The sequence below is a fragment of the Halomonas sp. 72 genome (assembly GCF_052379785.1).
Taxonomy (GTDB): Bacteria; Pseudomonadota; Gammaproteobacteria; order Pseudomonadales; family Halomonadaceae; genus Vreelandella; species Vreelandella citrativorans.
On record NZ_JBQSYY010000011.1, the window covers coordinates 19,145 to 32,076 of the forward strand.

At 52.8% G+C, this 12,932-nt stretch carries 15 protein-coding genes; 9 read left to right on the forward strand and 6 right to left on the reverse strand.

Annotation, left to right across the window (positions count from 1 at the left end):
* Positions 1-258: 258 nt before the first annotated feature.
* The gene (locus tag ACT3T6_RS11215) at positions 259-693 is read left to right on the forward strand and encodes a hypothetical protein (RefSeq protein WP_193053982.1); all 435 of its coding nucleotides are present in this window, start codon (positions 259-261) and stop codon (positions 691-693) included.
* A 173-nt stretch (positions 694-866) separates the two neighbouring features.
* Here the strand turns inward: ACT3T6_RS11215 and yghU are convergent, their stop codons facing one another.
* Positions 867-1,727: a glutathione-dependent disulfide-bond oxidoreductase gene (gene yghU / locus ACT3T6_RS11220; RefSeq protein ID WP_193053981.1), complete on the reverse strand. Its 861-nt coding sequence runs from the start codon at positions 1,725-1,727 to the stop codon at positions 867-869.
* Between the two features lie 158 nt (positions 1,728-1,885).
* Between yghU and ACT3T6_RS11225 the strand changes: the two genes are divergently transcribed.
* Positions 1,886-2,581 (forward strand): aspartate/glutamate racemase family protein, encoded by a 696-nt coding sequence (locus ACT3T6_RS11225; RefSeq protein WP_193053980.1) that lies wholly within the window; start codon positions 1,886-1,888, stop codon positions 2,579-2,581.
* Between the two features lie 21 nt (positions 2,582-2,602).
* On the opposite strand, the gene ACT3T6_RS11230 is transcribed toward ACT3T6_RS11225, so the two are convergent.
* Positions 2,603-3,028, reverse strand: a complete 426-nt coding sequence (locus ACT3T6_RS11230) for an organic hydroperoxide resistance protein (protein WP_193053979.1) — start codon at positions 3,026-3,028, stop codon at positions 2,603-2,605.
* A 495-nt stretch (positions 3,029-3,523) separates the two neighbouring features.
* Between ACT3T6_RS11230 and ACT3T6_RS11235 the strand changes: the two genes are divergently transcribed.
* The 4 genes from ACT3T6_RS11235 to ACT3T6_RS11250 all read left to right on the forward strand — a co-directional run bounded on the left by ACT3T6_RS11235 (position 3,524) and on the right by ACT3T6_RS11250 (position 6,707).
* A complete protein-coding gene (locus ACT3T6_RS11235) occupies positions 3,524-4,054 on the forward strand; it encodes a gluconokinase (RefSeq protein ID WP_193053978.1) in 531 nt (176 codons plus the stop codon).
* 26 nt (positions 4,055-4,080) lie between these two features.
* Entirely contained in the window at positions 4,081-5,076 is a 996-nt protein-coding gene (gntR, locus tag ACT3T6_RS11240) for a gluconate operon transcriptional repressor GntR (RefSeq protein WP_193053977.1), read from the forward strand.
* Positions 5,077-5,171: 95 nt separating this feature from the next.
* The gene (locus tag ACT3T6_RS11245; protein ID WP_193053976.1) at positions 5,172-6,020 is read left to right on the forward strand and encodes an MOSC domain-containing protein; all 849 of its coding nucleotides are present in this window, start codon (positions 5,172-5,174) and stop codon (positions 6,018-6,020) included.
* 264 nt (positions 6,021-6,284) lie between these two features.
* Entirely contained in the window at positions 6,285-6,707 is a 423-nt protein-coding gene (locus tag ACT3T6_RS11250; protein WP_193053975.1) for an OsmC family protein, read from the forward strand.
* A gap of 369 nt (positions 6,708-7,076) precedes the next feature.
* On the opposite strand, the gene ACT3T6_RS11255 is transcribed toward ACT3T6_RS11250, so the two are convergent.
* The 3 genes from ACT3T6_RS11255 to ACT3T6_RS11265 all read right to left on the reverse strand — a co-directional run bounded on the left by ACT3T6_RS11255 (position 7,077) and on the right by ACT3T6_RS11265 (position 9,324).
* Positions 7,077-7,508: a PRC-barrel domain-containing protein gene (locus ACT3T6_RS11255; protein WP_172116000.1), complete on the reverse strand. Its 432-nt coding sequence runs from the start codon at positions 7,506-7,508 to the stop codon at positions 7,077-7,079.
* A gap of 473 nt (positions 7,509-7,981) precedes the next feature.
* Entirely contained in the window at positions 7,982-8,650 is a 669-nt protein-coding gene (locus ACT3T6_RS11260) for a 2OG-Fe(II) oxygenase (protein WP_193053974.1), read from the reverse strand.
* A complete protein-coding gene (locus ACT3T6_RS11265) occupies positions 8,647-9,324 on the reverse strand; it encodes a CoA pyrophosphatase (RefSeq protein ID WP_193053973.1) in 678 nt (225 codons plus the stop codon). Before ACT3T6_RS11265 ends, ACT3T6_RS11260 begins: the two co-directional genes overlap by 4 nt.
* 92 nt (positions 9,325-9,416) lie before the next feature.
* On the opposite strand from ACT3T6_RS11265, the gene ACT3T6_RS11270 reads away from it, so the two are divergent.
* Positions 9,417-9,974 (forward strand): NUDIX hydrolase, encoded by a 558-nt coding sequence (locus tag ACT3T6_RS11270; protein WP_193053972.1) that lies wholly within the window; start codon positions 9,417-9,419, stop codon positions 9,972-9,974.
* A gap of 11 nt (positions 9,975-9,985) precedes the next feature.
* Here the strand turns inward: ACT3T6_RS11270 and ACT3T6_RS11275 are convergent, their stop codons facing one another.
* Entirely contained in the window at positions 9,986-10,297 is a 312-nt protein-coding gene (locus ACT3T6_RS11275; protein WP_193053971.1) for a Nif3-like dinuclear metal center hexameric protein, read from the reverse strand.
* Between the two features lie 202 nt (positions 10,298-10,499).
* Here ACT3T6_RS11275 and ACT3T6_RS11280 point away from each other — a divergent pair, with 202 nt between their 5' ends.
* Positions 10,500-11,465: a sugar-binding transcriptional regulator gene (locus ACT3T6_RS11280; RefSeq protein ID WP_193053970.1), complete on the forward strand. Its 966-nt coding sequence runs from the start codon at positions 10,500-10,502 to the stop codon at positions 11,463-11,465.
* A gap of 138 nt (positions 11,466-11,603) precedes the next feature.
* Positions 11,604-12,923: an ABC transporter substrate-binding protein gene (locus ACT3T6_RS11285; RefSeq protein WP_193053969.1), complete on the forward strand. Its 1,320-nt coding sequence runs from the start codon at positions 11,604-11,606 to the stop codon at positions 12,921-12,923.
* Positions 12,924-12,932 lie beyond the last annotated feature (9 nt).

Sequence of the window (12,932 nt, forward strand, 5' to 3'; positions counted from 1 at the left end):
ACCTTAAGCCCTAGATAGGGGGGCCAGGTCAACGCTTGCCATGATGCGTAATAGCGAACGCAATAAAGCGGTGGCAAGGTCGAACCGAAGAGGTACCTTACGCCTTTACGCTCGAACAGTACAGGTTGACGCCCGCGCCGCTATGTGCTAGTTGAAGTGAGGCGCGAACATATCCGCCCCAGGTTGGCCTCACTAAAAACAGAAGGCTTGGGACGGGCCGCTAATTAACGCGAGGTGTCGAGAAAACACCGGAGGAAGATGCTAAATCCCGTTATTCAGGAAGAACCGACCGGCTGCGGGATTGCTTCTGTAGCGACTATTCTGGGTAAAAGCTACCCTGAGATGAAGGCCATTGCGAATGCGATGGATATTGCCGCAGATGATGAATCGCTGTGGTCTGATACCCAGTATGTGCGCCAGATGCTGGCCCAAGCGGGTGTGGCTACCTCGCCGGATGAAACGCCGTTTACCACATGGCAGGCGCTACCGGCGCTGGCGCTGCTAGCGATTAAACCCCATCAAAAGGAGGGCAAACACTTTTGGCACTGGGTGGTATTTCAGCGCATCAATGGTCAGCCTGTGGTGCTGGATTCCGCCAGTTATCTGCCCGCTAATATCCGCACAGATTTTGATGCTATGCATCCTGCCTGGTGGATTGAGGTCCTTAACCCATGCTCAAGTGACGATAAATAACGCCACTCGCGCCGCCTATCCTGCGCTTCTAGAGGTTTGGGAGGCTTTGGTTCGTGCCACCCACCCTTTCTGGCAGAGAGCGATTTGCTATTACTAGCTTGTGAGCGCATATAAAAAACGGCCCGTGGGCCGTTTTTTATACCGTGGCTAGCTGCTTGGCTAACCCTTATGCGCTATAGCTTATCCTGGGTTTTATGCTCAAAGTCGCTGGCATCGTGGCGTTCATGCAGCTGTTCGCTGGGCTCGCCAAATGTGCGGTTAACCATACGGCCACGCTGTACGGCGGGGCGTGCATCAAGTTCTTCTGCCCAGCGGAGCACGTGTGTATACATGTGCGCTTCCAAAAACTCAGCCGCTTCGTAAACGCGGTTTTTCACCAGGGCGCCATACCAGGGGTAAATCGCCATATCCGCAATGGTGTACTCATCACCGGCCATGTAGCGGTTATTGGCCAAGTGGCGGTCAAGTACATCGAGCTGGCGCTTTATTTCCATCGTGTAACGGTCGATAGGGTACTGGTACTTTTCAGGCGCGTAAGCGTAGAAGTGACCAAAGCCACCGCCGAGTATCGGGCCGCTGCCCATCTGCCAGAATAACCAGGAAAGGCACTCGGTACGCTTGGCTGGGTCGGTTGGTAGGAAGGCGGAGAATTTTTCAGCCAGGTAGAGAAGAATAGCGCCTGACTCAAAAACGCGCTGAGGCGGGTTAGTGCTGTGGTCCATCAACGCCGGGATTTTGGAGTTGGGATTAACGTCTACAAATCCGCTGCCGAACTGATCGCCTTCACCGATTTGGATCAAGTAAGCGTCATACTCAGCGGCTTCGATGCCTTTTGCTAATAGCTCCTCAAGCATGATGGTCACTTTAACGCCATTGGGGGTGGCCAATGAGTAGAGCTGAAGCGGGTGTTTACCAACGGGCAGCGCTTTATCGTGAGTAGGCCCTGCGATAGGACGGTTAATGTTGGCGAATTTACCGCCATTGCCCGGTTCCCATTTCCAAACGCGCGGTGGGGTGTAAGACGTATCGCTCATCATGGCCTCGCTGTGTCGTGTCGCGGGCAGCGCCCGGTGGTAAAAATAATCAATTCAAACGCAATAGGTACTCTATGAGGGTAGTAAAACGCAGGTACAAGGGGCGAGAATAATTAGCCGCGTAATAAACTGACGGATAAGTCACCAGGGAGGCAATCATGCAAACCATTGGAGTGCTGGGCGGAATGAGCTGGGAGTCCACGCAAAGCTATTATCGCGCCTTGAACGAGGGCGTAAAACAAGCGCTGGGCGGTCTCCACTCGGCCAAAATTGCCATGGTGAGTGTCGATTTTGCTGAGATTGAGGCGCTGCAAAAGCAGGGCGATTGGGAAACCGCTGGAAAAATCCTTGCTGAGGCGGCGCACAATATTGAGCGGGCCGGCGCTGACTTTTTACTGCTGGCCACCAATACCATGCATAAAGTGGCACCCGCGATTGAGCACGCTATCAGCATCCCGCTGTTACACATCGCTGATGCGACCGCAGAGCAGCTGCGAAAGGACGGTATAACGCGTGTTGGCTTGTTGGGTACGCGCTTTACGATGGAACAGGATTTCTACAAGGCGCGTTTGCGGGACACATTTGGCATTGAGGTCGTGGTGCCAGAGGAGGGGCAACGCGAGACGGTTCATCGCATTATTTTCGATGAGCTATGCCAAGGGAAGATCAACGATGACTCCCGTGAGCACTATCTGAAGGTGATCGCCAGCCTGCATCAACAGGGCGCTCAGGCGGTCATTCTAGGCTGTACAGAAATTGCCTTACTGGTAGAGCAAGCACATACCGCTGTGCCGCTTTACGATACCACTGCCCTGCATGCAAGCGGAGCAGTGGAGCGTGCGCTTAATAACTAACGGGTGATTAACGCTAAAACGTTAAGCAAGCGTTAGGGTAACGTCGATATTGCCACGGGTAGCGTTGGAGTAAGGGCATACGACATGGGCCTTGTCGACCAGATCCTGAGCGATGCTCTTGTCAATGCCGGGAAGGCTGATTGTTAGCTCGACTTCGATGCCAAAACCGGTAGGAATGGCACCAATACCTACACTGCCTTCAATGGCGGTATCCTGGGGAAGCGTTACTTTTTCCTGGCTGGCGACATGTTTTAGGGCGCCTAAAAAGCAAGCAGAGTAACCCGCCGCAAACAGCTGCTCCGGGTTGGTACCCTCACCGCCTGCTCCGCCCAGCTCCTTGGGAGTGCTGAGTTTGACGTCCAGCGCGCCGTCAGACGACTTGGCGCTGCCTTCACGACCACCGGTCGCGTGGGCATGGGCGCGGTAAGCAATTTTTTCGATAGACATAGCAGTTTCCTTTTTGGGACGAGTAATAGGGACGTCTTTTAATGATGATCAAGTTCCAGCTCACTGCACGGCTCTAGCCTACAAGGTCCTAGGGTTTGTCTGAAAAGTCGACGAGCGAAGACAAGACAAGGCAAAAATTGGCGAAAAAACGGAGTTTACATGTGTAAATGAGCATTTTGAGCCAATTTTTAACGCCGTATTGTCGAGCGCAGACACTTTTCAGACAGAGCCTAACGCGGGCATGTCGGCTCCCTACTTGATGCAATGCGTTAATGTAGCGTGCCATACGTTCGCTTGCTAGCGCTAGACGTTGGTTGTAGAAGGGCGGTTTTGCTTTGACACGTCTGTGTTGGGTCTTTTAATCTTCAAGCGATTGTTACCGGTAACAGCTGGTATTCAAGCTGTAGATATCCAGTCAATCCGCTACCTGCCAGGCACCCTGACAGCGATGGTTTTGTGCCCTCGTAAATCAGCCCTTTTCGGAGAAATTATCTAATGAGCCCTACTTCTTATCGTATTTTGGTGATGGGTGCCTCCGGCTGCGGAAAATCCCACATTGGCCAGCAGCTGGCAGCCGCCATGAATGCCACGTTTATTGACGGTGACGATTATCACCCGCCTGCTAACGTAGCCAAAATGGCGGGCGGGACGCCGCTTAATGACGATGATCGTCAGGAGTGGCTTGAGAAGCTGTCGTCACTGTTTGCCCACTACCAGGCTCGAAATGAAACCGCTGTGATTGCGTGTTCGGGCTTAAAGCGGCGTTATCGGGATTGTTTGCGCCAGGGCGATTCAGCACTGCAAATTCTGTACCTGGAAGGGAGCGCGGAGCTATTACGCGAGCGCCTGGCCACCAGAGAAGGGCACTTCTTTAAAGGAGATAACATGCTGGCCAGCCAGCTTGCTGATTTACAACCGCCGGGTGATGATGAGGCCGTTAGCCTGTCCATTGCGCTCTCTCCAGAGGAGATTGTGAGCCGATTTACTGGCACACTCAATGCGCGGCTACCTTCGCCATCCAGCTAATCGTTGTTACAGAGGCAGTATCCCGTTTGAAGAAAAAACGCCCAACGCTACAAACTATTGCTGATCAGGTCGGGGCAACCAAAATGACGGTGAGTCGTTGCCTAAGAGACCCGGAAACTGTTTCAGAAGGCTTGCGCGAGCGTATTCTTAGCGTGGCCGAGCAGGTCGGCTATATTCCCAACCGAGCGCCGGATCTACTTTCGCGTGCTACCAGCCACTCTATTGGCGTGTTGGTTCCTTCGCTGACGAACCAAGTCTTTGCTGATGTCATCGTGGGGATTGAGAAACGTACCGAGCCTGCCGGTTATCATCTTATGCTGTCTCACTATGGGTATAGCCCGGCCGTTGAAGAGCGAAGTTTGGCATCGGTGCTGTCTTACAACGTGGATGGGGTGATTCTTTCGGACCATCATCACACTCCCCGCACGCTGCGAATGCTGGAAACCGCCGGTATTCCTGTGGTGGAAATCATGGACACCCATCATAAGCCGCTGCAGCAGGCGGTAGGCTATGACAACGTCGCAGCAGCGTTTGATATGGTGAGTGAAATGATTCGCCATGGCCGGCAACAGATTATTTATCTGGCTGTGCGGCTGGATGAGCGCACGCTGCAACGTGAGCAGGGCTACCGCCAGGCGATGGAACAGCACGGCCTTACGCCGGTAACGCTGCATAGCAGTCAACGCTCCTCTTACAGCGTAGGCGCAGCGCTTCTAGAGCAAATTTTAAACGACTACCCTCATACGGATGGCGTATTCTGCACTAACGATGACGTGGCCGTGGGGGCGTATTTTGAGTGTCAGCGCCGCGGTATTAACGTGCCTGAGCAGATGGCGATTGCGGGTTTCCACGGCCACGACGTGGGGCAGGCAATGACGCCAAAGCTTGCAAGTGTCATCACGCCACGCCAAGCCATTGGGGAGGCTGCCGCGCAAGCACTGCTGGCCAGGATTCAGGGCGAAGCGGTGGCTGATCATACGGTCGACTTGGGCTATCGCATCGAAACAGGCGCCACGCTATAGCCGGTTTTTGATCGGACTATTACCGAGAGAAGCCGCACTGGTGATAAGCGCGCTGGCTGGTTAAAGTAACCATTTTCGTTTGTATCGAGGCTACCGTGCATATCTCCGAGCTCAATATTTATCCGGTCAAATCCTTAAAGGGTATCAGTCTTACCCACAGTGAACTGCTGCCCACCGGCCTTGCGTGGGACCGCCGCTGGATGCTGGTTGATACACAGCAGCGCTTTGTGACTCAACGCCAGCGGCCTGCGCTAGCCACGGTAGAAGTAGCCTTAACCACTGATGCCTTGGTACTTTCACACCCCCATGTTGAGCCACTTTCGATCCCGCTTGCAGAACCGAGCGGCAACCTGCGTATCGTTCAGGTCTGGAATGATCACTGTAAGGCGTGGCCTGAAAGCCGCGATGTTTCAAGCTGGCTGGAAGCTGCTTTAGGTGAACAGGGCAGTGGCCTAAGCCTGGTCCGTTTCGCCACGCAGTTTAAACGTCCGGTAGAAACGGCGTTTTTAAACGGGGATGACGCCGACACGCTTTTTGCGGATGGCTACCCTTTTCTGATTGCTTCAACCGGCTCTCTCAATGCACTCAACCGTGCCCTTGAGGAGAGTGGTTGCCAGGCTATTCCCATGAACCGTTTTCGGCCCAGTATTGTGGTCGAAACCGACAAGCCATGGGCTGAAGATGGTTGGCAAGCGCTACAGGCTAGTAATGGCGCATTTGAACTTATTCTGCGTAAGCCGTGTAAACGTTGCAAAATTACCACGGTAGACCAGCAAACGGCCCAGATACCTGAGCCTGCCGAGCCGCTTAAAACGTTAATAGGCCTGAATACTCAGCCTGCATTAAAAGGCGCTTATTTTGGGCAGAACGCGACACTGCATGCTGGTGCAGGAAGCATTATTCGCGTGGGGGATACGCTGGTGGCTGAGGCGCGTGGCGCTTGAGACGCAGCAGTCGGGTGAGTCGTTTGATCGGACTCGCGCACGAGCTGATTTTTAACGCCGTATGGTCGAGCGCAGGCAGTTTTCGTACACAGCCTGGTGCGGCCTGGGAAGCGCCCATCATCTGAGTTCTGCACTGTGCTAAAAATCAGCTACGCTGAACGGGGTGGTCAGTTGCTCTATACGAGTGACCATTCAACCTTTTTTGACCATATCAGTATCCACTGATCAATCAGGTCTTTCGCTATCACTGATAAGGAGTTTTTCATGGATCGTAAAGCTAGCGCACGTTGGGAAGGTGGACTGAAGGATGGAAAAGGCACCGTTTCAACCGAAAGTGGCGTTCTCAGTGCTAATTACTCCTTCAAACAGCGTTTTGAAGACGAAAAGGGCACCAATCCGGAAGAGCTGATTGGCGCTGCGCATGCCAGCTGCTTTTCAATGGCGCTTTCCAATATTTTAGGCGAGGCCGGTTATACCGCTGATGCTATTGATACCACTGCCAGCGTTACGCTGAAGCAGGATTCAGCAGGCTTTAGCATTTCCAGCATTCATCTGGATGTCACCGCTGAAGTAAGTGGTGCCGATGAAGAGAGCTTCAAAGAGGCCGCCCAAAAAGCCAAGGAAAATTGTCCCGTATCAAAAGTGCTCAATGCAGAGATAAGCATGACGGCCCAGTTAAAAGGCTAGTGCTTTAGTGATAGGCGCTACGTTTAAAACACGTAGCGCTTTTTTAATGGCCAATATTTTATGATGAGGGGTAAGGCGCAATAACTATAAGTCACTACAGTTTTAGGCTTGCCGTTTAGTGTGTAGGTTGCTATAGCGAATAGATAAAGAGAGTGCGCTTTTTAAGGTGTCTGAAAAATAAAGAAAGCTTGATGTTGTTGGTTTGAGTCCAGCGCTTGGTATGTATGTGTAAAGAGGAAGCGTTTTTTAATCTTGTAGGAAGTGTGGGTGTTAAATGCACGCTATGCTTTAATTTGTATATAAAAAAGCCTTAGCAGAAGCTAAGGCTTTTAGAGCTAGTGTGCTTAGAACTAGTATACGAAGGCTGCTTTACGCTTCTGCTTCGTCACGTTCAAATTCAGCGGCTTCTTCAAGCGCTTCTTTTGAAGCGTTAACGCGGACATCATACTCGTTACCTTCCGCATCCCAGATCAGTTCGAGTGAATCCCACTCGATGGCGACATCTTTTTCACCCATGCCAAGGAAGCCGCCAACACCGATGATCACAGCGGTCACTTGACCACTCTCATCAATAATCAGGTCGTGGATAGTACCGATGTTCTCGTCATCTTCGACGGTGCTTTTAACATGATGGCCCTTAAGGGAGTCTGAGTAGAAAACGTTTTCTGGTACACTGGTCAGGTAGGTTGCTTCAACTTCAACGGTCGTTGATGTTGTTTCTTCGGCGCTTACATTACCTGCTGCTAGCATGAAAGCAGGAACCATTAGTGTACCAATGACGGCTGATTTGATCATTTTCATTCCTCTTTCTCCTTGATAAGGCTCAGTATCTTACGTTGGTGTCTAAATCAAACAGTTGAAGCTAACGATTCAGGACGATCCAGTTTATGAACCAGGCAGTGATACTTGAATCGCTGCCTTTCCTTAAAATGTAGAATATACATTAGGTGCCAAAGGCTTGTAGATTAGTTGCAAAGTAGGCTTTAAGCGTTGTTTGCAATTAAAAAAGCCTTGTTACGGTTGTGTGAAGCTCCGTGTTTGACACAATATCAATGTAGTCGCTGTGCTCTGTTTTTCAATAGTATTGTTAACATATTTTTTAAATATCGGATTTTTAAAGACTGTTGGCAAGGCTTTACAATCAATGGCAGGTTCGTTGTGCTAGTTAACGGAAGTTGTGTCAGGGGGCATGGAAGCCTGCCTCTTTCGAGAAGACTTCTCTGGGGTATGTATGCCGCTTTGATAGGGGTTAAGTAGCAGTTTTTGTACAAAGCCTAGCGGGCAGGGTCCAGTACGCCGCCTAGCGAAGCATTACGCCTAAACCAGCCAGCAATGCTGGAGCGAGGTTGGTGGGTGGGAAGCACCTCGTGAGGAACGGTTTCTGATAAAAAGCAGGCAAACGTTCCGGCTTCCGGTACAACACGGGCAACTTCCTTGCTGGCATCATCAGGATGATAGATCACCATTTCGCCGCCGCCATCACTTGGCCATTGAGGATTTAAATAGCCGACGGTAGAAATTACCCGGTTGGCGCGGCCGCGAAAGCTGTCCAAATGGCGCTGGTAAAAAGCGCCCGCCGGATAATGGGCAAAATGCGCTTCATACTCAAAAAGGCCTAAAAACAGCGCTTGGTTAAGCGACTGCTGTAGCTCGCTCATTGCATCAAGATAGTGGCGTTGGGCTTCACTTTGACGATCCAGCCAGTGAATAGCATCGCCGCGAATATCCTTGCGCAAATGATGCTGCTGACCTCGGCCAATCCCGGCTTCTTCAAGCGCATCATGCTCGGCCATGTGCGAAAGCTCACGGTGTAAGGCGTGGCAAAGATCAAGATTGATCGCCGCGCGCCCCACATACCAGCCTTGCTCCACCAGCGCATCAACAATCGCTACTTGTGCAGCGGGCGTTAACACGGGCGACGTGGTGAAGTTTGAAAGCATCATTTGCGTATACTCTTGGGCATCGCCGGATGGTGGTCAGCGGACAGTTGGCTGGTACGTTCAGGGCTAGTACGCTCAGGATAGTGCCGTAGTATACCCGGGGGTTGTTGATATAAGTCGATGGGCATGCCAAATCCTTCGGCTAACAACTCGACCAGCATCATCGCTGAAAGCCCCCAGATCACATGGCCATCCACGTGGTAACTAGGTACGTAGTGAGGCACGCCATCGACAGGAATGACATCCGTATGGGTACGCTGGTCCTCTAAAAAGTGGCTAAGAGGGACTTCAAAGATGGCGTCTAATTCACCGAGATCTGCGACCAAAGGCAGGTCCGGTGGAATAATGCCTACCCACGGTGTTACCCGCAGGCCATGCAGCGAAATCACATCTGAAAGTCGGCCTAGCGGCTCGACCACCGCTGGATCAAGAGCAATCTCTTCCTGAGCTTCGCGCAGCGCCGTGGCGTAAAGATCTGTATCTTCCGGCTCGCGTTTGCCGCCGGGAAACGCAACCTGACCGCTATGGGTAGTTAAGTGGCTTGCCCTGCGTGTAAACAGCAAGGTCGGCGATACGCGATCAACCACAGGAATCAGCACAGCGGCTTCGCGCATCTGACATTGATCTAGCCTTTGTGGGTTGAGCTGTTGCAGCCGTTTGCGTAGATTCTCTAACATGGGGTATCCCGTCACTTTGTCCCTTTTTACCCAGCAGTGGTTATGTGCGTCAAGCATCGATAACGAGTGCCATTTAGCCGTAGGAATATGCCATGAATTTTTGCAGCCAGTGCGGCGATAACGTACGTTTCGCGGTCCCCGAAGGTGACGACCGGCCGCGCTACCTGTGCGATGCCTGCGGTACTATTCACTACCAGAACCCGCGCATTGTCGCTGGAACGCTACCCGTCAGTGGCTCCAAAGTCTTGTTATGTAAACGTGCCATTTCACCTCGTAAAGGCTACTGGACGCTGCCTGCCGGGTATATGGAAAATGCTGAAACGACGCAACAGGCTGCCGCCCGCGAAACCCGTGAGGAAGCACATGCCGAGGTGCTCCTGGGCGACCTTTATACCCTGATTGATTTACCGCATATTAATCAGGTGTACATGATTTTTCGGGCAGAGCTTGTCGGTGGCTTTAGCGCCGGTGTTGAAAGCCTTGAGGTCGCCTTGTTTGATGAGCATGAAATTCCCTGGGATGAGATAGCCTTTCCGACCATTGAGCGGACGCTGCATCATTTCTACCGGGACCGGCTGGACCACCACTTTCCGCTACATACGGGCACGATCACATCTGAGGATCGTGAACGTTACTTTGGTAGTGCTTAAGCGAGCAAACCCTAAAGCTCGGCAAGCTGCCAAACATCATAGGCGACTTCTTCATAAGGGTGGGCAAGCTTAAGCGCGGCGATAGCCGCGTGTATGCAGGTGTCTTGGCAAACGAGCTCCACCTTAAGCTCTTCAACGTGCTCGAGTGTTCCGACTGCGCCGATATGCGGGTCAGCACCCGAAAGCGGGCGAAACTGACCGGTGCCACGGGTTTGAAAGCAGCAGGCTTCATAGTTGCCGATTCGCCCGGCGCCCGTCTCGAAAACGGCTTCTTTAACGCTTTCGGCATCGTCAGTGGGCACAAAAAATGCAAGCTTATACATGCCATACTCCTGTTAAAACGTGACTTTAAAAAATGGCACTTAAAACACAGCCTAGTGACATACCAGGTGACATAGTAGTGAACAACAGTAGTGAACAATAGTAGCGAACAGACGGCTTCTGGTCGCATGATTAGCTTTGTATGATGACGCTTTTGTGAATATGGTTATCGTCACGTTATCAATAAAGGCAGGACGCCAACCGATGGATAAATTTGAGGTGAAGTTGGACCAAGCGGCCAGAGCCGCCTGGATGTCGTATGTGGGCGGTCTAACGCAGGATGAAATCGCAAGCCAGTTGGGTGTTTCCCGGCCAGGTGTACAGCGTCTGTTGGCGTTTGCGCGTCAGGAAGGGTTGGTGAAGGTGCATATTGACCATCCTATTTCGAGCTGCATGACGCTGGGTCACACGCTGCGTGAACATTTTGGGCTGACCTTTTGCGATGTAGTGCCCGCTGAGACGGCATCTGCGGAAAGCGCCACGTATTACCTGGGCGTTGCCGGGGCAGAGCGCATCGGCAAGTTGGTTGAGCGTAGCGAGCCGTTGACGTTATCACTGGGTAGTGGACGCTCTGTGCGGGCGGCGGTAGAAGCGCTTGATCGAACGGAGCGGCCCCAGCACCGGTTTGTGTCGCTGGTGGGGAATGTCGCCCGGGATGGCTCGGCCAACCGCTACGACGCGGTGATGCTCTTGGCGGATAAAACTGGTGGCGAACGATTTCTACTCCCCGCGCCGGTGGTGGCCGAATCGATTGACGAGAAAAACGCAATGCTTTCCCAGCGCCTGTTTCAGGCTATCGCCAATGTGGCTCGGACGTCGGAAGCCGCGTTTATTGGGGTAGGGCGAATCGACCGCCAGGCGACGTTGTTCCAGGACCACTTTATCAGTGAGCGCGAGCTTGATGAATTGTTGGGTTTGGAGGCCGTGGGGGAGCTGCTCGGCTGGCCGTTAAATAGCCAAGGCGAAGTCATTGACTGCTCCATTACTCGGCGTGTGACAAGCTTGCCGCTTGAGCATTTTGGCAAGCATCTTATGGTCGCGATTGCCGGTGGCTACGATAAAGCGTTAGGCATTCATGCGGCACTACAAGGCGGCTGGTTAAAAGGCTTAATCACCGACGAAGTGGCGGCACGGCGCATTGTTGAGCGGCTACCTTCCCGCCAAGCGTAATGCGTTAAAAAGAGGCGTAATCATAAAGTCTAAGCCGCAGGGCTTTGATTTTTTTTCCTCTACGTACGATCATTTGTTCGAAACATGATCAAAATGATCAGGCGATAATAATGCCAACATTAGCCAAAGGAGAGTTATATGCGACTCGCGCGTCACTTGCCCGTCACCACCTTAGCAGCGGCCATTGCCGTGGCAGGCCATGCTCAGGCACAAACTGAAATCACGGTCGCCACCGTTAATAATAACGACATGGTGATCATGCAGAGCTTGACCGATGCGTTTGAAGAGGCGCATCCCGATATCACCCTGGACTGGGTCGTGCTGGAGGAGAACGTTCTTCGTCAGCGCATGACCACCGATATTGCCACGGGCGGCGGCCAGTTTGATGTTATGACGATTGGCGCTTATGAAGCACCGATCTGGGCGGAGCGCGAGTGGCTTGAACCCTTGAATGACCTGCCTGATGAGTACGCCGTAGACGACTTGTTGACCTCCGTACGCGACGGGCTAAGCCTTGACGGCACGCCCTACGCGCTGCCGTTTTATGCGGAAAGTTCGATGATGTACTACCGCAAAGACCTCTTCGAGGAGGCCGGGATTGAAATGCCCGAACAGCCGACCTGGAGCGAGGTACGCGATTGGGCCGAGCAGCTCCACGGTGCGCAGGAAGGAGTGGCGGGTATCTGCCTACGTGGCAAACCCGGTTGGGGTGAAAACATGGCCTTCGTCACTACGCTGGTCAATACCTACGGTGGCCGCTGGTTTGATGAAGAGTGGAACCCCGAAATCAATTCTGAGCCCTGGATGAATGCCATTGAGTTCTATGTGGACCTGCTGGGTAACTATGGTCCTCCTGGCGCCAGCTCCAACGGCTTTAATGAAAACCTGGCGCTGTTCTCACGCGGTAACTGTGCGATGTGGGTCGACGCTACCTCTGCTGCGGGCACGCTTTATGATGGTGACGAGTCGAGCGTCGCCGATAACCTCGGTTTTGCCCCGGCGCCCGTGGCTGAAACGCCAAAAGGCTCGCACTGGTTATGGACCTGGGCGCTGGCAATTCCAGCCTCCTCCGAGCATAAAGATGCCGCTAAGCAGTTTATCTCTTGGGCGACATCACAAGAGTACATTGAGCTGGTGGGCGAAACCCAAGGGTGGACCAACGTACCGCCGGGCACTCGCGCATCCACCTACGCCAATGAGCAGTACACGGAGGCGGCGCCTTTCGCTGATTTTGTGCTGAACGCGATTCAAAATGCCGACCCGACCGACTCCACGCTAGAGCCGAACCCGTATACCGGCGTGCAAATTGTCAATATTCCCGAGTTCCAAGCGATTGGCACCCAGGTAGGGCAGAGCATTGCCGCTGCGTTAACCGGTGACACCACGGTAGAGCAAGCGCTTAACAGCGCCCAGCGCGCCACTGAGCGCACTATGCAGCGAGCGGGTTACAACGACTAATAAGTAAAA

Bases quoted from the DNA above. Each gene is read 5' to 3' on its own strand.
- ACT3T6_RS11215 (WP_193053982.1), top strand. From the start codon at position 259: ATGCTAAATCCCGTTATTCAGGAAGAACCGACCGGCTGCGGGATTGCT.
- yghU (WP_193053981.1), bottom strand. From the start codon at position 1,727: ATGAGCGATACGTCTTACACCCCACCGCGCGTTTGGAAATGGGAACCG.
- ACT3T6_RS11225 (WP_193053980.1), top strand. From the start codon at position 1,886: ATGCAAACCATTGGAGTGCTGGGCGGAATGAGCTGGGAGTCCACGCAA.
- ACT3T6_RS11230 (WP_193053979.1), bottom strand. From the start codon at position 3,028: ATGTCTATCGAAAAAATTGCTTACCGCGCCCATGCCCACGCGACCGGT.
- ACT3T6_RS11235 (WP_193053978.1), top strand. From the start codon at position 3,524: ATGAGCCCTACTTCTTATCGTATTTTGGTGATGGGTGCCTCCGGCTGC.
- ACT3T6_RS11250 (WP_193053975.1), top strand. From the start codon at position 6,285: ATGGATCGTAAAGCTAGCGCACGTTGGGAAGGTGGACTGAAGGATGGA.
- ACT3T6_RS11255 (WP_172116000.1), bottom strand. From the start codon at position 7,508: ATGAAAATGATCAAATCAGCCGTCATTGGTACACTAATGGTTCCTGCT.
- ACT3T6_RS11260 (WP_193053974.1), bottom strand. From the start codon at position 8,650: ATGATGCTTTCAAACTTCACCACGTCGCCCGTGTTAACGCCCGCTGCA.
- ACT3T6_RS11265 (WP_193053973.1), bottom strand. From the start codon at position 9,324: ATGTTAGAGAATCTACGCAAACGGCTGCAACAGCTCAACCCACAAAGG.
- ACT3T6_RS11270 (WP_193053972.1), top strand. From the start codon at position 9,417: ATGAATTTTTGCAGCCAGTGCGGCGATAACGTACGTTTCGCGGTCCCC.
- ACT3T6_RS11275 (WP_193053971.1), bottom strand. From the start codon at position 10,297: ATGTATAAGCTTGCATTTTTTGTGCCCACTGACGATGCCGAAAGCGTT.
- ACT3T6_RS11280 (WP_193053970.1), top strand. From the start codon at position 10,500: ATGGATAAATTTGAGGTGAAGTTGGACCAAGCGGCCAGAGCCGCCTGG.
- ACT3T6_RS11285 (WP_193053969.1), top strand. From the start codon at position 11,604: ATGCGACTCGCGCGTCACTTGCCCGTCACCACCTTAGCAGCGGCCATT.